30 protein-coding genes are annotated in these 24,366 nt (G+C 31.9%); 12 read left to right on the top strand and 18 right to left on the bottom strand.

Going from position 1 to position 24,366, the window contains the following annotated elements; translation table 11 throughout:
• The first annotated feature begins 20 nt into the window (after positions 1–20).
• The 4 genes from OEM44_00820 (at position 21) to OEM44_00805 (ending at position 2,243) form a co-directional block, all read left to right on the top strand.
• A complete protein-coding gene (locus tag OEM44_00820) occupies positions 21–422 on the top strand; it encodes a hypothetical protein (GenBank protein MDH3515341.1) in 402 nt (133 codons plus the stop codon).
• 23 nt (positions 423–445) lie between these two features.
• The gene (locus OEM44_00815) at positions 446–670 is read left to right on the top strand and encodes a hypothetical protein (protein ID MDH3515340.1); all 225 of its coding nucleotides are present in this window, start codon (positions 446–448) and stop codon (positions 668–670) included.
• Between the two features lie 588 nt (positions 671–1,258).
• A complete protein-coding gene (locus OEM44_00810; GenBank protein MDH3515339.1) occupies positions 1,259–1,726 on the top strand; it encodes a hypothetical protein in 468 nt (155 codons plus the stop codon).
• 361 nt (positions 1,727–2,087) lie between these two features.
• A complete protein-coding gene (locus OEM44_00805; GenBank protein MDH3515338.1) occupies positions 2,088–2,243 on the top strand; it encodes a hypothetical protein in 156 nt (51 codons plus the stop codon).
• Positions 2,244–2,375: 132 nt separating this feature from the next.
• Here OEM44_00805 and OEM44_00800 read toward each other — a convergent pair whose 3' ends face one another.
• Positions 2,376–2,603: a hypothetical protein gene (locus tag OEM44_00800; GenBank protein MDH3515337.1), complete on the bottom strand. Its 228-nt coding sequence runs from the start codon at positions 2,601–2,603 to the stop codon at positions 2,376–2,378.
• 69 nt (positions 2,604–2,672) lie between these two features.
• On the opposite strand from OEM44_00800, the gene OEM44_00795 reads away from it, so the two are divergent.
• Entirely contained in the window at positions 2,673–3,023 is a 351-nt protein-coding gene (locus OEM44_00795; GenBank protein ID MDH3515336.1) for a hypothetical protein, read from the top strand.
• Between the two features lie 335 nt (positions 3,024–3,358).
• Here the strand turns inward: OEM44_00795 and OEM44_00790 are convergent, their stop codons facing one another.
• The 5 genes from OEM44_00790 to OEM44_00770 all read right to left on the bottom strand — a co-directional run bounded on the left by OEM44_00790 (position 3,359) and on the right by OEM44_00770 (position 8,392).
• On the bottom strand, positions 3,359–4,024 hold the full coding sequence (locus tag OEM44_00790; protein MDH3515335.1) for a PD-(D/E)XK nuclease family protein: 666 nt from the start codon (positions 4,022–4,024) through the stop codon (positions 3,359–3,361).
• Positions 4,025–4,057: 33 nt separating this feature from the next.
• Positions 4,058–4,471, bottom strand: coding sequence for a hypothetical protein (locus OEM44_00785; GenBank protein ID MDH3515334.1), 414 nt, complete (start codon positions 4,469–4,471; stop codon positions 4,058–4,060).
• A 441-nt stretch (positions 4,472–4,912) separates the two neighbouring features.
• Positions 4,913–5,419 carry a dihydrofolate reductase family protein gene (locus tag OEM44_00780; protein ID MDH3515333.1) on the bottom strand — a complete coding sequence of 169 codons (507 nt, stop codon included), beginning with the start codon at positions 5,417–5,419 and terminating at the stop codon, positions 4,913–4,915.
• Positions 5,420–5,483: 64 nt separating this feature from the next.
• Positions 5,484–6,590 carry a hypothetical protein gene (locus OEM44_00775; protein MDH3515332.1) on the bottom strand — a complete coding sequence of 369 codons (1,107 nt, stop codon included), beginning with the start codon at positions 6,588–6,590 and terminating at the stop codon, positions 5,484–5,486.
• Between the two features lie 98 nt (positions 6,591–6,688).
• Positions 6,689–8,392: a fused MFS/spermidine synthase gene (locus OEM44_00770; GenBank protein ID MDH3515331.1), complete on the bottom strand. Its 1,704-nt coding sequence runs from the start codon at positions 8,390–8,392 to the stop codon at positions 6,689–6,691.
• 143 nt (positions 8,393–8,535) lie between these two features.
• Between OEM44_00770 and OEM44_00765 the strand changes: the two genes are divergently transcribed.
• The 5 genes from OEM44_00765 (at position 8,536) to OEM44_00745 (ending at position 11,570) form a co-directional block, all read left to right on the top strand.
• Entirely contained in the window at positions 8,536–8,670 is a 135-nt protein-coding gene (locus OEM44_00765) for a hypothetical protein (GenBank protein MDH3515330.1), read from the top strand.
• Positions 8,671–9,021 carry a hypothetical protein gene (locus OEM44_00760; protein ID MDH3515329.1) on the top strand — a complete coding sequence of 117 codons (351 nt, stop codon included), beginning with the start codon at positions 8,671–8,673 and terminating at the stop codon, positions 9,019–9,021.
• A gap of 54 nt (positions 9,022–9,075) precedes the next feature.
• Positions 9,076–9,204: a hypothetical protein gene (locus OEM44_00755; protein MDH3515328.1), complete on the top strand. Its 129-nt coding sequence runs from the start codon at positions 9,076–9,078 to the stop codon at positions 9,202–9,204.
• 430 nt (positions 9,205–9,634) lie between these two features.
• Positions 9,635–10,948, top strand: coding sequence for a hypothetical protein (locus tag OEM44_00750; protein ID MDH3515327.1), 1,314 nt, complete (start codon positions 9,635–9,637; stop codon positions 10,946–10,948).
• Positions 10,941–11,570, top strand: coding sequence for an HAD-IA family hydrolase (locus OEM44_00745; protein ID MDH3515326.1), 630 nt, complete (start codon positions 10,941–10,943; stop codon positions 11,568–11,570). Before OEM44_00750 ends, OEM44_00745 begins: the two co-directional genes overlap by 8 nt.
• A gap of 164 nt (positions 11,571–11,734) precedes the next feature.
• Here OEM44_00745 and OEM44_00740 read toward each other — a convergent pair whose 3' ends face one another.
• The 6 genes from OEM44_00740 to OEM44_00715 all read right to left on the bottom strand — a co-directional run bounded on the left by OEM44_00740 (position 11,735) and on the right by OEM44_00715 (position 15,231).
• A complete protein-coding gene (locus OEM44_00740; protein ID MDH3515325.1) occupies positions 11,735–12,082 on the bottom strand; it encodes a VOC family protein in 348 nt (115 codons plus the stop codon).
• A gap of 330 nt (positions 12,083–12,412) precedes the next feature.
• The gene (locus tag OEM44_00735) at positions 12,413–12,616 is read right to left on the bottom strand and encodes a hypothetical protein (GenBank protein ID MDH3515324.1); all 204 of its coding nucleotides are present in this window, start codon (positions 12,614–12,616) and stop codon (positions 12,413–12,415) included.
• A gap of 21 nt (positions 12,617–12,637) precedes the next feature.
• The gene (locus OEM44_00730) at positions 12,638–13,129 is read right to left on the bottom strand and encodes an Hsp20/alpha crystallin family protein (GenBank protein MDH3515323.1); all 492 of its coding nucleotides are present in this window, start codon (positions 13,127–13,129) and stop codon (positions 12,638–12,640) included.
• Between the two features lie 443 nt (positions 13,130–13,572).
• The gene (locus OEM44_00725) at positions 13,573–13,710 is read right to left on the bottom strand and encodes a hypothetical protein (GenBank protein MDH3515322.1); all 138 of its coding nucleotides are present in this window, start codon (positions 13,708–13,710) and stop codon (positions 13,573–13,575) included.
• 4 nt (positions 13,711–13,714) lie between these two features.
• Positions 13,715–14,149, bottom strand: a complete 435-nt coding sequence (locus tag OEM44_00720) for a hypothetical protein (protein ID MDH3515321.1) — start codon at positions 14,147–14,149, stop codon at positions 13,715–13,717.
• Between the two features lie 740 nt (positions 14,150–14,889).
• The gene (locus OEM44_00715) at positions 14,890–15,231 is read right to left on the bottom strand and encodes a hypothetical protein (GenBank protein MDH3515320.1); all 342 of its coding nucleotides are present in this window, start codon (positions 15,229–15,231) and stop codon (positions 14,890–14,892) included.
• Between the two features lie 1,090 nt (positions 15,232–16,321).
• Here OEM44_00715 and OEM44_00710 point away from each other — a divergent pair.
• Complete coding sequence (locus OEM44_00710) at positions 16,322–18,970, top strand: DEAD/DEAH box helicase (GenBank protein MDH3515319.1); 2,649 nt, start codon at positions 16,322–16,324, stop codon at positions 18,968–18,970.
• Between the two features lie 495 nt (positions 18,971–19,465).
• Here the strand turns inward: OEM44_00710 and OEM44_00705 are convergent, their stop codons facing one another.
• Positions 19,466–19,732: a M10 family metallopeptidase domain-containing protein gene (locus tag OEM44_00705; GenBank protein ID MDH3515318.1), complete on the bottom strand. Its 267-nt coding sequence runs from the start codon at positions 19,730–19,732 to the stop codon at positions 19,466–19,468.
• A gap of 215 nt (positions 19,733–19,947) precedes the next feature.
• Complete coding sequence (locus OEM44_00700) at positions 19,948–20,202, bottom strand: hypothetical protein (protein ID MDH3515317.1); 255 nt, start codon at positions 20,200–20,202, stop codon at positions 19,948–19,950.
• Between the two features lie 207 nt (positions 20,203–20,409).
• On the opposite strand from OEM44_00700, the gene OEM44_00695 reads away from it, so the two are divergent.
• Positions 20,410–20,610: a hypothetical protein gene (locus tag OEM44_00695; protein ID MDH3515316.1), complete on the top strand. Its 201-nt coding sequence runs from the start codon at positions 20,410–20,412 to the stop codon at positions 20,608–20,610.
• Positions 20,611–20,900: 290 nt separating this feature from the next.
• Here the strand turns inward: OEM44_00695 and OEM44_00690 are convergent, their stop codons facing one another.
• From OEM44_00690 to OEM44_00675, 4 genes are all read right to left on the bottom strand, one after another.
• The gene (locus OEM44_00690) at positions 20,901–21,089 is read right to left on the bottom strand and encodes a hypothetical protein (GenBank protein MDH3515315.1); all 189 of its coding nucleotides are present in this window, start codon (positions 21,087–21,089) and stop codon (positions 20,901–20,903) included.
• Positions 21,090–21,149: 60 nt separating this feature from the next.
• Complete coding sequence (locus tag OEM44_00685) at positions 21,150–21,278, bottom strand: hypothetical protein (GenBank protein MDH3515314.1); 129 nt, start codon at positions 21,276–21,278, stop codon at positions 21,150–21,152.
• A gap of 322 nt (positions 21,279–21,600) precedes the next feature.
• On the bottom strand, positions 21,601–21,783 hold the full coding sequence (locus OEM44_00680) for a DUF1059 domain-containing protein (GenBank protein MDH3515313.1): 183 nt from the start codon (positions 21,781–21,783) through the stop codon (positions 21,601–21,603).
• 348 nt (positions 21,784–22,131) lie between these two features.
• Positions 22,132–23,730, bottom strand: coding sequence for a bifunctional metallophosphatase/5'-nucleotidase (locus OEM44_00675; protein ID MDH3515312.1), 1,599 nt, complete (start codon positions 23,728–23,730; stop codon positions 22,132–22,134).
• Positions 23,731–24,366 lie beyond the last annotated feature (636 nt).

Here is a 24,366-nt window from a genome sequence, read left to right as displayed (position 1 = left end):
TAGAAAATTTGTAACAAAGTATGTCAGAAAGAAAACCTTATAGACGATTTACAAAAAGAGAACCGTCACTTACAACTGAACAAAAAGTTGAACAATTTATTTTAAGAAATTCAAAGAATGGATTTTTTACAAAAGTTTTAACAATTCCTTACAAATTTGATATTTCAGAAAGCATGGCATGGAGTATTGTTGGAGAATTACTGTCTGATGGTACTCTTGAGTCGATTCATGATCCAATTACTGGTAATATGAAATTATGTGAAACAGGAAAAATTTACGCGTTAATGGATTTGGAAAGAAAACGTAGAAGAGAGAAATTCCAAGGGAGTAAAAAGAAAAATAATCTCATAAAAAATAAATCAAACACAAAGATTAGAAAAACATCAAGTTCAAAAAATGATCATTCAAAACGAAACTCTTAATTTTATACAATTCAAAGTACAATATGATATATGATGAGAATTTTCCAGTACAATGTCATCCAATTATTAAACAAAAAAGAAAAAATGATGTGAGAAAAGTGATTCAATGTAAGTTATGTGGAACCCCTTTTGGAAAAGAACCCACCACTGAAGAATTAGAAACTCATTGGAAAAAACATCATAATTGGCATTGGGAAGTAAACAAAGGAAAAACACCTCAAGAAGCATTATTGAAAAAACGAATCTAATGTACAACTCATAATGATTGTTTGTAAAACGTTTAGTCCCTAAACAAAAAAGTCAATCAGAGTTCCATTTTGAATCTAAAAATTATCCCACAATTTTAAACATTTGTTTAATCCTGATTAAAAAATAAAACTAATTTTAAGAGATTTGGCCAAACCACTTATCAATTTTATATTGCATTGTAAATGTATGGAAGGTAATGTATATTGAAAGAGGATTTTGTAGAGTACACAAAATGTGAACCATGTGGACAGGCATTATTGTACTGTGATTGTAATTGTCCCTATTGTGGTAAACGAGAAAAATGCAGTTGCCCCTAAGAAATATCATCTAGTTCTTGAATGAATTATCTGACGAGTTTTTTAATCATGTCTAGTTAAAAAATTGTCCTAGGATAACATTAGAGCATTAATTTGTTTAAATTTTTGAATATGTAAAAACTAGCACATATTATCTAAAATTACTCTAATTTATGATTTTACTCTTTCTTAAATTTTGTAAGAATATGTGCTGGTCATATTTTTTATTTAAAAATAAAATTACGATTCGAATTCGAAAGCATTAATTTGTTAATTTTTCAGATACATGCTATGTCTTTTGAGATTGATTGGCGCAAAAATTTCTATGGAATTTCATGGGCATATGAAAAAGATAGATTGGTAGTATCAACCGTTTTTGAAGACAAAAAAGAAGCCACATTCATAGCTAGAGAAGTTGAAGACTGGAGCGACAAATTTACCAGAATAACAATCATTGAAAAAGATAATGATGAATTTGCAATTTGTTGTTATCAAGATCCACAAATATCAAAAAGCAAAACACACATAGGATTATTTCGAACAGGAATGAGACAAAGTGGGGGATATGAAAATGCAAAACCCATGATTGAAGAAAAATCACCCTTGCTTCAGATTGCATATGCTGCAGATGTTAGAGATATGAAAACATATGAGCAAATTTCAAGATTAGTACCTATGAGAAAATGTAGGATAATTTCCGAAAGAGACCTTAAAAAACAGGAGTACTATTATGAAAAAATGGCAAACCTACAAGAATGAAAAATGGTTAGATTAAAAATTCATGGAAGATTGAACTACATCATCTATATGGCTAGGCAGCCACATTGAATGAATATTTAATTTAAAGAATCAACTGCTAATTTGTACATAGTACTGATAAATTACTTATCTTTGTTAAATTGCAATTCTATAGATTTATCATGTGTAAAATAATGATCAATCATTATGAAAGATGTAATCTTACTTTCATGTCTATCTCCAAATGATATCAAGTTCAGATTTAATTCAGCAATGGGTCTAAAATGATGTAGACTTAAAACAAAGACATTAAGTACTATGAAGTTGTAAGGATTATTTTTTTTATGAATAATCATAAATTCTACAGGAAGGTGAATTATTCATGCATTGCGACGATAAGAGAACACTCTATGTTTTAAAAGAAGATATTGAGAAAAAATGGGATATGTTAAAGAATGCCGATTTTTCAGATGCTCAATTAATAAAAGATCTTAACGAATCAATACGCGATTATTGTGAATACAAGGAATCATCCTAGGGAGAAGAATTTACAGTGTCTATGATTGAACATACTAAAGAATGCAAGTACCGAATGGACAACGATATGCCTCATTACAACTGCTATTGTAAATGCCATAAAATAATTTTGGCAGATTCTGTAACATTAGAATCAAGAACTTTCTGATTTTTTTTCAGACTCAAAGTGATCAATGATTTCAACAATATTTGTCATAATTGTCTCTCTAATTTTATTTGGAGTCATTCCAGAAGTATGCATTAACTTCATTTGATCAAGCACTGCAAAATGAACCCTGCCTTGGAGATAATCTATTAGATTGTAACCCTTTTTTGGAAATTCTGTTATGAATAAATCATAATCTGAAAAATCTTCAACCATGAAGTGAATTGAGCAAAACTAGATATAAAATTTCCAAATATTCATTAAACTCTACAAAAAGACATCATCATGACCCAATTCATCCATAAGCCGTATGACAAGATCTATGTTCGTGATATGATAAAACTAAATCTAGATGACTTAATAGGAATGATGTCTTCACTTGAGGCAGCTCATGCATATTGGATTGATGGAGTTTTATTTGCAAGTTTTGCAATGACTGAATCTGAAGAATTGGCAAAAAAAGAGATGCAAAATGAAATGTTTCTAGACAAAATAATTTTTGCGGTCCACGAGAAATATACCAAGACAGTAAAATCATCCACAAATCTTGAGATAGGAGTTTTAAATATGGAAAAAAGTAATCTTTACAAGGAACTGATTATGTGGCTCAAGAAACAATCAATATGGAACGAGTAAAATTAAGATTGAATCCAAGATGAGTATAATCTACTTTCCAGCGTAACTAGATTGAATATTTTTTTACTAATTCATCTGCAACAATATTTCGTATATGATCAGTTTCATAATATGTGCATATTTCTTTCCCACTGAGATGCTCTACCTGTTTTTTCTTTGTGTTTGTTATTCTCAATCCTAATGGCGTATGAATAAGAAATCATATTTTCCCTTCATCAGATTCTCTAATGTCAACAATCACGAAATTTATTCCATGTGATTTTAATTACTATGCAGTAATTTTATCTGCCATAAGTAATCAAATATACAATCCAATTTATTTCTGTTTAAATTATTCACAGTAAATTACTCAAATAAAATTTTTCCACTCTTTTATTGATTGGTTCAATATAATCATCACATGATTTTATGAATTCCTGTCGAGTATTTTTTTCACTACTAACTAAAATCACCACTTGATTAATTTTCTGACCTGTTACCTCATGAAACATTTGAGCATAAGTTGTAGTTTGTAAATAATATTCATACATAAAATCATCAACTTGGGGTTTTCTTTTTGTCTTGTAATCTATTATGGATAGTTCTCCATTATATTTTGCAATAAGATCACTTGTTCCTGCAACTTTGAGTTTGTCAGAATACATTTTCTGTTCAATACATATTATATCTGAAATATTTTCAAGAAATGGCCTTAGATTATTAAAATGAGCAATTGGAAGTAAATCATATTCATCATATGACAGAATATTATTCAGATAATCCTCAATTATTTTGTGGGACTGGGTTCCGACATGCTGAGCCTGTGCAGTGATGTATTCATGTGCAGGTTCATTTTCTCGCCATTGTGAGAGTCCATTCTTCTTTTCCTCAGATGCCGTAGCTGACAAAACAGTGCTGATGGATGGATAGATCTTATCAAATTTTGTTTGATACCAATGACCGTCATCTCTGTCAAGTAAAATAGGCTCTCTTGCCTTTAACATCTGGGCAAAATTTGCCATCAGGAAATTTAGAAATTATCATCTATAAAATGCTTAGATGTTCACATCATCTTTTTTGAATTTGTCAAATTCTGATTTTGTCATAACAAACTGATCTGTTGCAACCTTTAATGTGAAAAGTGGTTTCAGTTTTTCATTAATGATGTATATTCTCTCCCCAAAGATTACAGTGTCAATAAATTCTTCATTAGGATAAACAGTAAACTGTAAGAACATAACATCCGTTTTGATCTTTAGTTGGAAACCAAACAATAATCCAAACTCTTCGTCTTTGTTTAGAAAACCAGTCAGTGATGCTTGAAGTGAAGAATTAGTTTCAAGTAATTCATATAAAGATGGATCTGAATCATCAATAATGCATGCAACAGGTTCTTCTTTCTTATGCAACACAACCGATTTGTGAGTTGGAATGAACTCCTCTGAATCAGGCATTTTATCTAATGGCACATCAAAATACGGAATTTTTTGCTTAATAATTATTTGATAATCAATTGTTTAATGAAACTTGATTTTACGTAATCTGCAAATCATCATTTGTTTATAATATTGGGCAAAAACTCTGTTAATATTGTTTATGAGAAATTATTTCAAGACACCAATGAATTTGATCGTAAAAATTCGGTATGTTGTTTTAGAATTTATCTAAAGTAAAATAACTCCATTTTATATCCAGAAATCATGTTTCTTGTAGTGTATTATAAGTAAATAATTTGGTTCAAATTTGAATGGGAGTATAACATGCAGGGGAGGATATAGTTAGGACTACAGATTTTGCACTAATCTTAACTTCGATTTATTGTTGAATTTTTTTTAGATCCGAAATGTTGTCTCAATTACACAGTACTACTGCCATTTTGACGATAAATTTTGGTGTAAATAGATATATGATTATTTCAAAACGTTATAATGTAAATCAGCTAATTTTTCATATTTTACAGTTTTAACAAGTTCAAGTTTTGTCTCATTTTCTATATTTTTGAAGAGATGTATTCCTTTGCCTAAAAGAATTGGAATCACAGATATGATTATCTCATCTACAGCCCCTTGATTAAGAAAAGATGCAATAATTTTTGCACCACCAACTAGCCAAATGTTTTCTCCTGCTCCTGGAAAACCATCTTTTACAAATTTCTCAACATCAGACACAAATTCAATATTTTCCTCTTTATTTTGAGTAGACCTGGTAAAAACAAATGATTTTTTGTCTTTGTATGGATATTCTCCAAAAGTTAGTATTTGGTCATATGTGGTTTTACCCATAATCACGGTATCTATTGAGTTGTAAAATGCATCATATCCAGATTCAGCAGTTTCTGGCAGCCAATCAATTGCACCGTTTTCCCTCGCTATGTATCCATCCAAGCTTGATGCGATATACACTAGAACTTTTGTCACAAGAGTTGTAATTGTTTCAGATTTATAATGTTAGATTCAACTCAAGATTTTGAACTAATTTATTTCAAATTTTAGAATTTGCAACTAAATATGGATTGGACATTTGAGTTATCTTTCGTGATGCCAACATCATTCCAATCATTCCGGATATGGCACCGGGTACAATTGTCAGCATCAAGATATCAAGTATGGTGTTTGATACGCTAGGTAGCACATCATATGAAAAGACATCATTGAACAAGTAAATATCCAAAAAGGTCATTGCCAACATGGGGAAGCAAAATAAAAAGAACATTGAACCAAGTATGGCCCCTGAAATTTTAGCAAAATGTCTTGAAAGGATTTTGGATTTAAATTTTTTATTCAAGATATAATCTGCAAGTATTGCACAGACCATCGGTATTGCAAACAAGGGCAGATAGAATAAGAGATTCTCAGATGTAAATATGTTTGATGTCACATTCATCACAACAAACACCAGTGCAGATGCACTAGCCGTACCAAATCTGCCCGAGGTCTTTGCCGCAGACCAGAACACTACAGAGAATACAAACGGCAAAGCCACAAAACTCAATGTTATTGCGACATATGGATCAGGGTTAAAGTTGTGCGTGTCGCCTTCAGAAATTGGCAACACAAAAAAGAATACTGCCCACATTACGCTAAACCAAAAGATACCAAAAGATACGGGAAGGATAATTTTTACAAGATTGTTCGGTTCTGAAATATATGAGCGTATTCTAGCAAATCCTATCAGGGATCCCATCGACACTATCAGTATACCCATTGCCAGCGTGATGTGGGTTGGACTGAGTAACCCATCTATGCCAAACATATCATGCCAGTAAAAATCTCCAGGACCTGCAATTAACTGCATAACTGCACCCAGAACAATCAGTTTTAATCCGAATGCAAAGGATGTCTTTCTTGTCTGTTTTTTTATCAACAATACAACTAAAGAGATCACTGCGCTGATAATACTGACTCCGACCCCAGAATACAAAAGCATATGAGATGGAGTAAAAAATGTCTCAGGAATACGAAGTAAATGGGAAGTAATATCCCAACTTGCACCCCACATGGAAAGTGTAACGCCTATAACTGAGATCAAAAGAGATGTCAAAGGCCACTTGGCATCTATACTAGTCAAAGATTCTTCGGATGTTTTCAATCCCTTATCTATGTTTTAAGCAGATAAAATTGTGTCGTAACTATGATCACATATTGGGTCATCATGGTATGGTACCACCCTTGATAACGGCAAATCTTCTATCTTTCTTTCTTTAACCTAAAGGAGTTAGAATTCCATATCTCTTTTCTAAAATAAAACAGCCAAGCTGCTGCAATAACAGATAGTACTATACCAATTCCCAAATTAATTGAATCGTTTCTGTGTTCTTTCTTTTCAATCTGTTGGTCTTGAGAGTCCTGCATGTATGACCTGTTTGTAAGAGGATTTGTCAAAACTTCAGCAGGATTGAGTTGGTCAGTAAGAAACGGTACGTCTGATGTCTTTATGATTCCCTCGTAGAAATGATTTTGTTTACTTAGTTCATCTACAAGATAGTCTGCAGGACTATTTTTTGCCAACTCCAATAGTGTAATCCTGTCAAACTCGTATGGATTGTTAGATGACACTATCATAAGATTTTGAATGTTGGTTGGCAGGTTTTCAGTAGGAAAAACATATGCAACAGGGAAGGTCTCCTTCATAGTCTTGTATATTGCCCTTGCAAGTTTGGAGTTGTCCCCTTCAATTGATCCTATAACATTGGACACTACGACGCCATCTGACTCCATTCTTTCCTCTAGAATCTCAAAGAACTCATCTGTCATCAAGTGATATGGGACGTAATTTGCAGAATATGCATCTAGAACAACAATGTCGTATTTTTTGTCAAACGTAGCAAGATGTTTTCTTGCATCATCAACAAATATGTTCATCCTTGGATCGTCCTGAAGATCAAAATAAGTCCTTGCAGCCTCAACTACTCCTGGATCAATCTCAATTACGTCTACCTTTATGTCTGGATATAATGCCAGAAAGTTTTTTGGTCCCGTAAAACCTCCCCCTCCCACAAACAGTACATTAGATGCTGAGGGATTAAACAACATTCCAAGATGAAAATATTCAGTATAGTCTATCACCAAGTCAAGCGGTTTGTTTGGATTCATCGAACTATGTCTCATACCATCAAGATACATGCTAATATTACTTCCAAATTGAGTGATATCCAAATGGCTGAAAAGCGTCTCTGTTTCATAGATTAGTACGCCATTGTGAGTAATGGTGTTTGTTGGAAACGAGTACCATGGAATTATCAAGACTAATACAATGATAACTGCAATTGCTTTGGGAGGTTTTTTCAGACCTATAAGAGAACTTGCAATTAGTGTTATTCCAAGCCCAAAAATTATCTGGTTTACTGCAATATTTGGAATTAATACAAAAACTGTCAAAAACGTTCCAAGAATACTTCCGATGGTAGCAACAGAGTAGAGATTTCCTGAAACGTTGCCAATCTTTTGCAATGAACTTGTGCCAAGTTTTACAACATATGGAGAGACAAATCCTAACAAAATTGACGGGATAATTAGGAGAAGAAATGTTGCCAACAGCGGAGTGTATTGAGTAACAGGCAATACAAAAGTAGAAAAATCTACAACAGATGTAGCAAAAAACGGTATTCCCACAATGAATATTCCTACAGAGAAAACGATTGCACAAATCTTCTCAAAGCTTGGATGACAGTCAGCAAACTTGCCTCCTAGAAAATAACCTAAGCTAAGACCGCTAAGTATTACTCCAATTAAGCTACCCCATGTGTATATGGTACTGCCAAATACAGGGGTAAGAATTCTGCTTGTTACAATCTCTAATGCCATGACAATTGCTCCAGAAGTAAATGTTAGAATTCTAAGATTCCATAATCCATCCTGACTAAATCTCGAAATAGACCGAACTCTTGTCATTGTATTTTCTTGTACATAAAACACAATATCAAGATGATGATATCAACATTACATCATAGTTCTAACATCAGAGAATAATATATGATAATCAAATATGAAAAATATGTATTGGATATTAAAGTAAAAAATTTTACCTCAAAATAATGGTAAGTCGATATATATGGGTAGGTATTGCAGTAGGTGTTTTTGTTGCAGGAATTGGCATAGGGTTTGCAGCTTTACAAGGAATGGCTCCAGGGCCTGGTCCGATGAACTTTGGGAACATGTCTCCGCAGTAGATGCAGCAGGCCATGCAGGATCCTGAATTTAGACAAAACATGATGCAAGATCCGCAATTCATGCAAAACATGATGCAAGATCCTAAGTTTGGTCAGAATATGGCAGGTCCCATGAGACAAGGCAATACTGGAATGATGATGCAAAACATGATGAATTCTATGATGGATGATCCAGAACTACGAGAGCAAATGGTGAGTATAATGTCTCAGCATCAGTCAATGATGCAGTCAATGATGCAGCATCCAGAAATGATGAACATGATGATGAATCACAACATGACTGGCTCTGGCATGATGGGGCAAGGCAAAGGAATGATGTCAGGCTCCGATATGGGTCAAATGATAATATAGGATCCAGAATTACGAGAGCAGTTCAACCAGCAAAAACTTGAGCATCAGAGAATCATGAACGAGTTAATGTCTGCAGACATGAGTGATCCCGCAGTACAACAAAAGATCAAAGACCAAGTAGAAGAACATCAAAAGTTCATGGATGAGCTGATGAAGCAAATCAGTGCTCAAACTAATCCATAAAATGCTATTTTTTAATTTTCTTCCAAAGTATCTGAAAAGAGTCTATCGTTATAAAAAATCTAGGATAGTCCTTGTACTTCTTTCCATCTTGATTTGTTTTGATTACCTTGATTAGATGTTGTATTGTATTTGTAAAATTTACATAAAAGTAAAATATCTGATTTCTCAGTATGATCTAAATATTATTTCTGATTAATCCCATACAATTGGGACTGTCATCAAACAACTAATCGTAGTTGATCTTAAGGTCCCATTTTTCACTTGAAACTATGGGTGGGAAAACCCTGATGAAATAATATGTTTCAAGCATTTAAGACTAGTACTAAAAATTCTTCTAGTTTGTTATTTTTTAATATTTTTTTGGATTTCACATGGATACGATGTAGTAGATATCCAAATCCAAAAATACACTTGCCAATGATCATATACGATGCAAGAAAAAGCAATAGTAATTGGAGGTAGTATTTCAGGCCTTTTAGCAGCGCGTGTTCTATCAGATTATTTCAAAGAGGTCATCTTGATTGAAAAAGATAATTGTATAGATAATGGTAAAGTGAGAATTGGAACTCCTCAGGCAAACCATATTCATATTTTACTTGTCAAAGGAAGAGAGATACTTCAAGATTTTTTTCCAGAACTAGAAGGGGATCTTCTAAAAAAGGGCGCAAACAAGATTGATTTTCTAAATAACAGTAGATATCATCTACCAAGTGGATGGGCCCCAAAATTTAATTCAGGGATAATTACATTTGCCTGTACAAGAACACTCTTAGAAAATACAATAAGACATCAAATCAAAAAAATTTCAAAAATTAAGATAGAGCAAGGAAAACAAATCATATCATTTGTTTTGGAAAAATCAAACAGGATAAGCCTAAAGACAAAAGATGGTAAAGTGATTCACGGAGACCTGATAGTTGATTGTACTGGGAGAAACACAAAGACACCCTCTTGGCTTGAAGATATAGGATTTTCAAAAATCAGGGAAACTAAAATAGATTCTTTTGTGAGATATTCTACAAGAAGATACATTCCTTCAAAGAAAGACAGGGAATGGAAGATGTTGGTAATACTGAACAAACCAATTACAAATCCTAGGTTAGGGGGAATTTATCCCATAGAAGACGGTAAATGGCTTGTTGGATTGTACTCAATTGGAAAGAACTATCCTCCTACAGACGAGAAAGGATTTTTGGAGTTTGCAAAACATCTTGAAAACAGAGAACTTTATGATGCTCTAAAAGATGCAGTACCTGATTCTGAGATATATGGATATCAAGTGCAAGGTAGCAGAAAATATCATTATGAAGAAATGTCACAATGGCCTGAGAATTTTATTGTGTTAGGGGATGCAGTGTCTATCTTTAATCCCTATTATGGTCAAGGTATAACTTCAGCTGCACTTGGTGCCAAGGTACTTGATGACATGCTAAAAAATCATAAGATGAAAAATGATTTTACAAGAAAATTTCAAAAAAGACTTGCAACAAGTGTATCTTTACCCTGGATTCTTGGAACAAGTGAGGATTTGCGGTGGCCAACTACTGTGGGAAAAAAACCCAATATAATTACAAGAATGGTGCAAAATCATGCTCAAAAAGTACTGCTGCTTTCACCTAAAAGCACACTTGCAGCCAAATCATTTCAGCAGATGATGCACATGATAAAATCCCCTGCAATAATATTTCATCCTGTGATACTGTTGCAGTTAATTGTAAACTATATTTGGAAAAAAGATGAGTAATACTATCATTTTTGATTTTGATGGAACTATTGCAGATACCTTGAATTCTGTTGTTAAGATAGTCAACGATCATGCGGAACATTTTGGCTACAAAAAAGTCACAAAGGAAGACATCCCATATCTGCAAGGAAAGAAGCCAAGAGAAATTCTTTCATATCTTGGAATTTCCATCTTCAAACTTCCATCATGGATAAAGAAAATACATTCAGAAATAAACAAGGAGATAACCAACATGACACCAACAGTAAATATTTCCCCACTATTGTCTGAACTATATCATGACGAGCATTTCCAAATAGGAATTTTAACATCAAACACACAGGAAAATGTGAAGCAGTTTCTTGATAAGAATGAATTGGATTTTTTTGATTTTATCCGTACTGGAAAAAGTGTATTTGGAAAGAGTCACATTATCAACAAGATCATAAAACAAAGACATGTAGACAAAAATGAAGTATTTTATGTGTGTGATGAAGTGAGAGATATAGAGGCTGCCAGAAAATCTGGAATTAAGTCAATTGCAGTTACATGGGGGTATAACACAAAGGATGCACTAATAAAAGAAAATCCTGATTTTTTGGTTAACTCGCTAGATGAATTAAGAAATGTAATTATCTCATAAAACGTATATTTTTAAAATTCATGTTTCCACGATGTTGCTAAATCCAACTCACTAAATATCTCTCTCCAGCACAACGTACACGGAGTTATAGAAGGTAAAATAAAACGTATCCTACGTGGAAACAGCATATTTAGTCTGGAGTATCAACTTGATTATTTTTAGAATCAGAGAGGTGTTGCAATTGCAATTTGATGATTGTCTGGATCTCGTATATAGAAAAATCTCTCACCCCATCTTGCGTCAGTTGGTACTGTCTCAATTCTACCCGAAAATGCAGATTGTTTTAAATGATGATATGTCTTGTCAACATCTTTAACATGTAAAATAATCCTTCCAAAATCACATGCTTCATTTTGATTGTGCTCCAAGTTGAGAAACTGGTTTTCTATCTTGAAAGTAACAAATTTTGTTTCTGGACTGCTATATACAATCTCAAATCCCGGAATATTTGAATAAAATTTTACTGCTAAATCCATATTCTTTACAAAAAAAGTTACTGCAGATATTTTCAATTTATTTATACAAATAAATTTCATGTATTTTAGTAAATACTTTGACATGGTTTCTAAATTTCATTAGACTGGGTTCTAACATGATTCATAAGATCATGTTTTAAGGAATAATCATACAAAATTTATCTATCAGTAGTGTTTTGCCTGATTTTTCATCAATTAATAAAATTGAAAGGTTTATCCTGCTCCCAGATGCAATCTACCTGATAAACGAATTGAAGTATATGTATGTACTTGGGACAAAAAAATAATTCAGGAGAAACTGCGATAACTGGTTTCTCCTTACTTCCCAACTAGTCAAACATTTTCTGCAAGACTTATCTGGAATTTCTATCCAACTAGTACTTTCATTGCCATTTGTATTGGCTCTTCAAGAGGTTTTGCACCATAAAGTAGTGCTGCTAGAATCCCTGCACCTATTGGCATTCCCATTGCCATGCATAGAAGATCAAATGCAACTACCTTCTTAAAAGGTGCATGTACCATCTTGTTCCAGATGCTTTGTGTTTTGTTTTTGAGTTCAGTGCTTGACATTGAGTTTTCACCTCCTTTCTTCTAAATCACAGGGATTGTTTTCTCCTCAGGTACTTTAATCTGGACCTCAAGAATACCATTTGCATAGTTTGCCTTAGCAGAGTTTTCATCTACTTTGTACTTTAGAGGTACACTGCAATGATATTTTCGTTCACCATGTTCTGCAGTTAGGTCAATTACCCCTTTTGCAATATTTACTTTGATGTCCGATTTTTCAATTCCTGGCATCTCAGCTACCAACTTGAGAATCCTTGCCTTTTCATCAAATATCTCATCAACTGCAGGCTGTCTAGTACCTGATTCACCAATAGCTACTGGTGTATTTGGTCTAACATTTCCCCATTCTTTTACATGGGCTTTTCCATCAGGGCCTACGGTCATCTGATAGCCATAGTAATATGGTCCAAAAGTCTGGACTTGGCCATTACTTGGGGTTTCAATGACGTCGTCCGGAGTAAAAAAGCGGTTCGACAGTCTTTGAAACATTTTGTCAAATTCGGTATCAAACCACATATTTGATCACTATAATGTAATGTATATTACATTTAATAAGTTTTTTGTAAGATTAACTACACTAGTCATGATGACTGGTTACTTTTCAATTTTTATTAATATTGATTCATTAGAGTCTGAAACTTGATTTCTAGAAATATCTAAAATACTCAACACATGATTTATGAAAATCTGGATATCATCACTGTAAAAAATCTCCGAAAGCTTAGTATCATTATTAAGATCTGGCCTATATTTTAACGTCCAAGTTCAAACTGCTTTTTCAAGTAATACGATTACGTAATTACTATATGGTTATCTCCTCAATCATTACATCTGTAACATTGAAGACACACATGCATTTTTTCTTAGAACTACTTACAACCCTATGATGTTATTTACGTTTACTACATTTTAACTAGTAGCGCATTTTTAGTGTCAAATAAAATCTGTAATAATTTATTTTAATATTCTGAGTACCAGAATTTTTTGCAGTTGTAGCATTGCTTTTTCCATGTTGCAGCACCGTCATTATTTTTTTTCATCTCCAAATTTCCAAAGTTTTTGGAACCACATGTAGGGCAGCCTTGATCTTTTATCATGTTATCATGCATCCTTCATTCTTTTAGAATAGTCATAATGAAGTATTTTCTGTGGAGTGATCTCAATTGCAACTTCATCCTTGGAATTACTTTTCAAAAATTTAGACAGTGTTGACTCTTTCTCTCCCAAATACTTGCCTATCAAAAGATCTAATATCTGAGCCCCTTTTTCATTTAAAATTTGGACAGTTCCCTCGCCACGTATTCCTTTGTATGGTGGTTTGTCTGCTGCTATCTCAAATCCACATACAGGATTTTTTTGAAGATACAAAACAATCTTTGCCGTTTTTTGTGTGGCACAGTAAATTTTGCCATCCTTACAAACATACCAAAGGGAAATAACAGCGGGCAAATGAGTAGATTTCATAAAGGCAATTCTAATTGGAATTTTTGGATCTGGGATGAATTTGTCTATTTCTTTACTATCTAATTTCTGCATGTTTATCCCTCCATTCTTTTAATAATCCTGTACTATACATAAGTAATCACAAGACACCCTTCTTGGAATTCTTTTCCACCTTTATTACATTGTTGAGTTAAAATCATTCTCATATATTGTTTGTAACTTTTTGATATATGAGTAGTGTTTAAAATTAAAACTAGTGCTAATTTGAGTGAGTTCTATCGCAGTTAAAATACTAATTTTAATTCAAAATGATTTAAACAAAATTAACATTATTCTAAATGTCTAAATATTCTCAATATCTCATTTATTGGCACTAGGACTAGTTTTATCACTAGTTTGACTATTGTAATCAATTCAAACAATTATGCTCTTGGGCGAAATGCTTCAGATTCGACAGTGGGATGATCCAATGGAAAATTAACCAAAAAATCTATTCCTTTTTTCCAGTTTTGTTTTCTTCAGATGTTGTTTATCTATCTTGCATGTTGCTGCATACTCAATTTAAAACTCACAAGTTCTTCTAATGTTTTACTCAGTGACCTGTGTTTTGTACTTTCTTTGATGTTTGTGGACTAAACTGGACATTTTATAATATTTTTAGACAAACCAGTTGGATAGTATTTGGTATTAGTGGACAAATTTGGACTTTATTGGACATTGTATAAAGCCATCTACCAAAAATTGATTGGATAATATACTATTTACCGAAAAGTCACTAAAATATAATTAGATAAAAAGTCCGAATATGTCTGGACAGCGTAGAAAATAATTATTTATTGTTCAAGACTAACAAGTAACTGCTTTGCGTGAATTATTTCATCATTAACATCATATGCAATTATGTACAGCATTGCGTTTGTAGTGTTTGGAAAAGAAGTGATACCATCCATTGTGATGCTATTCTCAGATGTAAATTCAGTGATGTTTGGCATGCAGCTTACACATCCTATTTTATATTTTGCCACCTCATCATCATGATTCCATGTCATTTCAACAGTAGTAGAGGTCCCATTGAGATTGAGTATGGCGACATTTGTATCATCAAGTGGTTCTGCATATGCAAGACCAACGCCAAAAGTAAACAGGAGTACAAGTATTGCCAATACTTTGCTCATTATGATCATCATTGACCGAAAATTCAGTATTAAATATTACTACACAAAATGATAATCTACTGTAAATCAAATCTTGAGATCATTATTTGGAACTCCTCCGATCAGATGATTCTTTTGATATCTTTCAGAAAGTTTAGACAATATATCAGAAAAGTCATTTTGGTTTTCTTATAGTTATCAATTCTGTATTGTCTGAGCATTCCACAGGAACATAAACCCTGTTATTAAATTGATGGTAAAATAAAATGTGAAAATGTGAAAATGTCAAAAATGAATAAAAATCACATCCATAGAATTTTTTATGAGCTTTCTAACATGATTTAGATCATATAAAAATAATATTTTTGTTGACAATAATTAGGATTGTATTTATTGAAATTCTTGCATATCTACGGGTACAAGATTTTTCTTGACTTTCTGATAAAAAATGATTTGATCTAGTAAAACTGTTAGATTGACAATCTAAATGTTTGTACATAGATAATTTCTTGCATTAATCTAAATATTTTTAAAAACTAAGCAAAATGAAAACTAGTTTTATTTCACTGTGTAACTATTCTATTTTCATTACTTACAACAACATTTGGATATCCAGGATTGCTAATGAATTACCAAATCTGGGTTTATTGTGATTTGTTTATTTGGAAAACATTTGGATATCACAACTACAAGTTACTAATACCACAATGAACAAAGTGAAGAAAATATTAGTAGAATATAAGATGCATGATGGAGAATATTGTAAACAAAATGATCGAGGTATTTGAAAAGAAAACTAAAGTTATCAGATAGAAAATTTTGTCAGTGTTGTTAATTGTATCCAATAATTTTTAAAATCATCTTTAGTAAAATTACATCCTAGTTGAAAAGTTTGTAATAATTACCTACACTATGAGAGTACATTTACTAGCTAATACCGATACTCCGATCTTTCTATGTTATAAGGAACATTAGAACATTTTTCAGAATTCAAAGAAAGATTCGAAGTCTTAGTTTCATAAAGAGAGGGTTCAGTAAAATTCATGTAGATTATGATTAAGTTTTGGTTGTGCTAAATTCATTAATATTAAATTAAATCAAAAAAATAATCATGAAATTTTGTTTTGATTGTAACACTAAGCTTTCACAAAATATAGATGATGTTGGAGGCCCATGGGTTTGCCCAAAGTGTCATCCTGAAAAAGTAATGCCAAAAAGACCTACATATGGAATGAATTATTCTGGTAGAACAAAGTCCTGCTCTAAAGGATGCGGTGCTCAAATTTATTGGGATGATGCATTCAAGTCAGAAAGTGGAAAATTTATCCCAATTGACGCAAGAACTGATGAGCCACATAGATGTGATATAGTAGAACCTACCGAATATTTTCCAGACAAGATCAAAGAGTATTCAAAGCCAAAAGATATCGTTTCAAAGCCTAAAATTCCCTTACCTGCAGAAATTCTCTTTGACATAAGCAGAATTCCAAAATCACTGATTGAGGATGATCTAATAATTCATGAACTAGTTCAAGGTCATAAGGATGAAACTTTAGGAATTGTATACTATGAGAATATTAAATCCCCGGAGCCAAATAAAATCTCAGTAGACAGCCTTGATGATGTATTGTCAGGCAATATTTTGAACGGAATTAAAAAATACGGATTTTCAGGGTTTTTACCATTTCAAGAGCAGTCAATTCGTTCCATCATAAAAGGAGACAATTGCATTATTTCTGCACCTACGGGTTCCGGCAAAACTGAAGCATTTAGTATCCCAATATTGCAAAAAATCTCACAAGATGAGGTTCCTGGAGTATTTGCGTTATTTGTTTATCCGCTTAATGCACTAATTGATGATCAAGTATCTAAGATATCTAATCTAATAGACAAATGTGGATTAAAAAATAAGGTTTCAGTTTACTCAATTCATGGCGGACAAAGTTCTGAATACAAAGATATGATTATTGCAGATTCAAGTAAAAAATCATTAATTATTGCAACAAATTTTGATTTTATCAATTATCATTTAATTCTACAAGACAAAAAATGGAATGAGTTATTTAAGAATGCAAAAATAATTGTAATGGATGAGGCCCATTCTTATTCTAGTTTTCATGGGTCTAATGTCTACCATGTATTAAATAGAATGAAGAGATACATGGGAAAGGTTCAATATGTAGGATCATCTGCAACCCTTGATAATTCTAAGGAATTTTTTTCAAACATGTTTGATTTACCTGAAGAATCATTTGCATACATCAAAAGTGAGATTCGTCGAAAGCATAACATGCACATGTTTTTTGTAATGCCAAGAAAATATGGACAAAGGATTACAATGGAGATGATTTCATCCATATGTTTTAAAAATAAATCAACACAATTGATCTTTAGCAACTCTCACAATGATGCAGAATTTCTTGCATCTAATATAGAGGAGGCAAACGATGGAATTAGAATTCAGATACATCGTGGTGGATTAGATCAAAATAATAGAAAATTACACGAATCTCAGATGAAAGCAGGCGAATTAGATGCCTTATCGTGTACTCCTACGTTGGAGTTGGGGATTGATATTGGTCATGTTGATGTTGTTATCTCTGCGTTTAAAAATGAGTATGATTCTTTTGTGCAAAGAATAGGTCGTGCCGGAAGAATGGGACAGAAGTCTTATGCCATATGTGTTTTTGATCCAGATGATGCTGTATGTCATTATTTTGCACGACATATTGATGAATATTTAACACAAGATCACATTATACCAATTAATAAGAAAAATCATATCATATCCGATAAACATATGGAGTCAATTGAAATTGAAAAAGAAGCATTTACAACTAATGATAAATCCAAATTCTTTGATTTTGCAAATAGTGTGAATCTTAGGGGATCATCTGGAGAGATTTCAATATATTACAATTCAAAAAAGATTGGTACGCGAGCAGTCCCGATAGGATATTATCAGTTACATCAAAATGCGTTGTATCACTTTAATAAAGAAAATTACGAGGTTACATCTCTAATAAAATCCCAAAATGGTGCAAGGGCATATCTAAAAAAATCAAATGAAAGACAAAAAAGAACCATGCCCATAGTTAGAACATCAATAATTCAAACATCAGAGAAAAATGCTGTACGGCAAGAAATTGTTGTAAAATCTAGGAAAATTCTACTACGCTATGGAGTAATTGAATTAAGTAGAACAATAACTGGATATCTTAAAGGAAACTATAATGAGTCAACTGAAAACTTTGAGGCATATAATGGTGCCAATATTTCGTCATGGAGGAATTTTAATTGGAAGTCAAAGCATTCAGCAGTAAGTATTACCATCCCTTCAGAGTTTGTTTTAAAAACGGGTGGCTCTGAGCAATTATCATCTGACTCCAGAATTCATACTATGGCCCATGTGCTTATCAATGCAGCAAAAATTATCACAAAATCTGAATCAAGTGATATTGATTCGTATTATGAAAATGGAACAATATACCTGTATGACAACTCATCAGATGGGTTCAACGGATACAGTAAAATAGTCTATGATAATTTTGAGAAGATTCTTGTCACATGCAATTCACTGCTTTCTGACTGTGATTGTCCATCTGACCCTAAACAAAGAAAGTTAGTTGAACAAGGAGAAATTTGGGGAGGGTGTCCGAAATGTACTTTTACCACAAATTATTGTCAGACTAAAAATAAGGAATTAACAAAAAACGGTGCTTTGGAGTTTTTTTCTATATTTTCACATCTACATAACTAGGTACCACATTTGTATCTGGGAAATAATGGTGTAGGCTCTACATGTAGAGAGTTATTTTTTTTGAATAAGATAAATACAAAAAAATGTTAGAAATGTCTAGAGAGACCAAGAATATTGCAAAATGAACCATCGATAATCACTATTTTAGAATAATTATATTACTATAATATTTTAAAGTCGTCCACATGGTGCGTTGAATTTAGTCTATTATCCTACATTAATTATTTGGAATAAAACTGGTCCAAAGGGATCCATAAATTCTATATTCAAATGTATTTTTTATTATTTGGGTATACTCTGAGTTTCATACAAGGCCTCTGCAATTTGATCATCATCTAATGGGTCAACTAGAACTCTTTAGTTTTATAGCTGATGCCAAGTGGAGTATACTGCATAGATCTATAACATCAAGCTAGCTGAAATCATTTTGGTTAAATTAAATATTATGAAAAACAGGAGGAATGCAGGATCTAAAACAAGAAATACTTTTAATTTTTAATACGTTTCGGTTCTTCTTCTGGAAAGTGCAATTAGTCTGACTAGATCCTTGCTTGTAAGATTTCTTTTGTTATATTTTGCCAATAATCTTTCTTCTGTCTCTTCATCTATCCACTCATTCATTACTTCGTAATTACCACTCATCAAACGTTGATTGTTAGGTGAATGGGGTAATCCAAGCTTGTGACCATTTTCATGTCTAAGAACCTGATCAAGATCCCATGTCTTATACAAAAAATCTAGGTTTTGTACATGGAATCCCATCTTTTCTAATTCCCGTCCTTAAATAGAATCTCCATTGGGGGTCCATGGAAAATCAGTGTTAATAACTATGATTTTACGATAGTTCTCAGGTGCAGAAGGGTATCCAGCATATGCAAGGGTTGTTGAATTAAGATCAGGATCTTCATTTGTTGCTCTAAACTCATATGTAAAATCAGCATTTTCAAAATCTGTTATAAATTTCAGTTCATTTTCAATTAAAAAGTCAAATGCAGTAAGTGACCAATTAACTGCTTTGCGTACTTGACCATCGGTAAGATGCGCCCTGTTATTTTTGATTCCATATGTGATAACAGGTTTATTCCATTTGCCGTATATGGTCTATCACCATTAATAATCTCATCAACTGATGTGGATGCACTTGCAAAATCTTCTAATCCTTCTACATGAAAATCGTTTGTGCCATTAATAAGGTCTGAATTTTCTGCAATCAATTTACATATATTTTGCATAACTAATATTGTAACTAAATAAAATAAGTATTTCTATAGAAATCATGATTTTATATCATAATAATATTTTCCTAATTTATGGAAACATATCTTAAATCTCTTGCCAAGACACTCATTTATCGTTTTTATCATTTATTACAATTTCTCTAGTAACTTGATATGTTACAGGAAATCGTTATACTTTTACTACAATTATAATTTTGTATAATGTTACCGTTTTCAGTATGTCTTTTTGCAATTAACGTTCAAGTTGCTACTGATATTTGTGAATTCTCTTCAAAAACCGCAATCACATACGGTGTAATTGAAGAAGCAAGAATAAACCGTGATATTGATATCTATGGTATAACTGTAGATCTTTGTTCTAGAATTGAAAAATGTGCTTTTACCAAATCAAATTTTACTTGACAAAACTATGTTTGATATAGTAAAAAGCCATATTAAAGATCATGATGACATAAAAATTGGAGAGCTGATGATCACAAATCTAAAGTGGTCTTGGTAAGTGCGAAATATATGAAATCACTGAGTCAAGATTTAAACTTCTTAATTAATTGCAGTGACAGAAAGTATTCTTCTTGGTGAATTTATTAAATTGATTGTAAATATTCTTCAACGAATAATAATTACCTGGACTTTGATATCATTAGTTATGTTATTTCTAGTATTAAAAAACTCAATTTTGTCAGCACAACCGTCTATTTTCTCTTTTGATCAACTTCTTCTTCTAGTGACTTGATGCATTCATGACATATTACAGATTTATCTGATAAGTTACGAATAATATCATGATCTTGAAATACTGAATCATACGTTGCACCAATTACAATTTTGTTTGTCCATACTTGATAATCTTCTTTCTTTTTGCCACATACAAAACAATTCATGAATTCTGTAAAGTTAAGACAAACTTAAGAATATTTTTGGATTAGATCTCAATCATTGTCTTACTCGGAATGGTCACATTTTGGACAATAATGTTCTACAGACATGTTCTTTGTTTCATTACCTCGTCTTTTTACTTTTACATTTTTAACATTCATCTCAACGTTACATTTTTTACAAATCTTTGCCATGATAAATATTCAATAATATTAAACTTAAGCATATTGATATAATTAAGATTTTTACATTAATCAAAGATTTAGTACTTGCTGTATTGAAATAGCCCTTTTGTACATTTTTTAGATACATTGGGGCTGATTCGAGACAGTATGCAATATGAGTAAAATATTCTATTTTGTACTGGACTAATTGAGATTAACTGGGTTACTATATTTTTAATCCGTAAAATGTAACATAAGTGAATCCTTTTATCAATTTCTTGCAAGAATCAGTCATATCATAATTTAGATCAAGAAACATCTAAAATAAAAATAAATAATAAAATTCCTTTCTCTAATTAGCTGGAATTTGAGCTGGGATTTTCTTTTTTATGTATTTTTCTAGGGTCTCTAGAGAATACTCAATCCCATGTTCTTTATTCATGTGATCCCAATAATCAAATATTATTTTTTCAATATTTCCTGTTGCGGCATAATCACAATCAAACCCACATTCATTACATCTAACAATGACCATATCAGAAATATGGTCTACTGAAATAAAAGTAGATTATTTCAAGGATGAATATTTGTTTAATTCTTTAATGAATTTTGTATACTTTTAACCATGTTAGAATTTAGAATCTATTTGTATGATTTAACAAAACATTGTTTGCACAATTTACTTCCTACATGGTCTTTAGACATAAAATTTCTTTATGATTTAATTGCCTGTACTAAATTAGATTGAGTAATTCTTCAGTCTAGATGGTTACAAATTTTTCCAGACAACTGCATTCTGTATATTGACAAATAATCTTAGAACTCATAAAATTGATTCTTATTGTATCTTAATAATTAATAGATGATGAGAAGATATTAACATTTAATTCTTCAAAAGTCTGATCTTTTCTAAAGAAATTCTCATACTAGGATCATATTCTACGTATTTTGATGATTTTTTTATAACTTCAAAAAGAGAAGAGTTTGGAATTATGTTTTTTTCAAGTTTGGTAATGATGTTCTCAATGGTAGTTTTCCTACTTTTGGCCAAAAGTGTTGTAAAACCATCATCATTTGTTTTTATCATATCCCACAACATTGTGACTGATAATTTCTCTTCGGATTTTGATTCTTGCAAAATTTTGTATGTGTTTTTTGATACTTGTAGTATCTTTCCACGTCCTTCTTCTGAATATGCATGTCTTAGAAATTTAATACATTCTGTTCGAGTCATGGCTATTTTCACAAGTGAATCTTTTTTGTCCAAGACAAACACTCGATAAAGATCCAGCATCCGAATGACATTTCCTATTTTTCGGTCTCCTCTGAAATGACCAGAATTGATAAACACAATGTCTGAGTCTGTAAACTTCAATATACAATCTGCAACAAAATTGCCAAAATTTGTGGAACCTTTTCTTAATTGTAGTTCTGTTGCATCAAGAATTACATCTGTTTTGAATTGCTTGATGATCAATTTGGATTTTATTTTATCTATATGTCTCTCAAGATCTGACTCCCATTGCATTATTTTTTTTTGCATTTTTGCTTCAGGATGAAATTTTGACAATTCTGCAGAACTTATTACAACTACTTGTCTTGATAACTGATCTGTTTTTTTAAGATCAGAAACTCTAGGAATTCCGATAATCTGTACTGTTCTACAATTTGATTGTCCCTTCAAAAGAATTGATTTTGGATTTTCTTTGTCATATCTTAAGATTTCGTTGTGATCATGACCTCCAAGCAAGTATAGATAACCATCCCAGTTTTTGGCAAGCCATCTTTCTAGGTTGACATCTTCTTTGTTACTCATATGCGATAAAATAATTAAATAATTAACTTCAGGATGATTTTTTTTGATCTTGGATATTGTTTGCTTTAGTGATGTTTTTGCAGTGGTTGTTACAAAACCATTTTGCTTTGCTTTTCTAAGTGTGGCTTTTCCAGCAACGCCTGTTATTGCTGCAAATGGTTTTGCTCGATTATTCTCAGCTGTTACATAATCTGAAATTTCCAGAATTTTTTTATTTTTTGGATTCTTTATGTTTACACATATGATTTCAAATAATGCTTCAGACATTCTTGTTTTCAGTACATTTGTACCTCCCTCAAAGTCATGATTGCCCAAAGTGCAGTAATTAAATCTGCATAGATTCAAAACATCTATCATCTGACTTCCTTGAAAATAAAGACTCATGAGTGAGGGATACAAAAAATCACCTCCATGTAAAACAAGTACAGGGGTTTTATTTTTTTTAATGGTAGGATTTGATCTTATGTTGTCTATCATAGAAAGAAATCTTGCAAATCCCGGAAGATCTATAATCCCATTCACGCTTGATTCTTCTATGAAATAAGTATCAGTGATATGAATCAAAACCCCCTTTGGATTTTTGTCTAAAAGTTTATTGATCTTCTCAATACTTGATATATCGTGGGATTCTAACATCTTTATGTCTATTTTAGATTCAACATGCAATGATATCTGTATCTTTGTTCATTATAATCAATAATTCACTGCATGTCTCAAATATTTTTAAATTCATAACTTTCTATTATTTATTAAAAACATCTGCTGTAGGAATTCATTGTAAGTGTAATCCAAACTGTTTGGAATAAACAGAAGATATGTATTAGAACAGAATAGATACTCAGTTAAGTTATTTTATAAATTTGGGTGACAAGTATTATACGTGATATGGTTTGGTTTCTGATTTCTTCCTTGTGCTCTGTATGCAACTAGCAATACCACACTAGTCTTCATCTGTTGTACATCCATATTGTAGCTTTGCAGAAATAAATTGGATTGTCCTCAATTAATTATTGATTTTAAGTTATGGTGTGGCTTTTTTAATTTTTTATCTATTTTCTAACATGTTTTTTGGGTATCCATGACAAACCCTGATATTTTAGAAAATACTTTCATTACACTAAATGTGTTCTTTTTTACAATTTGATGAATACTAAACACTCCTGGAATTGTAATAACTGTTTTAGGAATTTTGATATTGAAAAAAGAGAATTTTATGACTTCTTTTATTAATAAAACATGAACAAATTTAAAAAGTGGGAGTTTTATTGATTTATTCTTCCTAAGAGAGTTGTTAAAAAGTCG

It is taken from the genome of Nitrosopumilus sp., from assembly GCA_029862745.1.
Classification (GTDB): domain Archaea; phylum Thermoproteota; class Nitrososphaeria; order Nitrososphaerales; family Nitrosopumilaceae; genus Nitrosopumilus.
The sequence above is the reverse complement of the archived record's forward strand: the minus strand, read 5'-3'. Positions and strand labels throughout refer to the sequence as shown.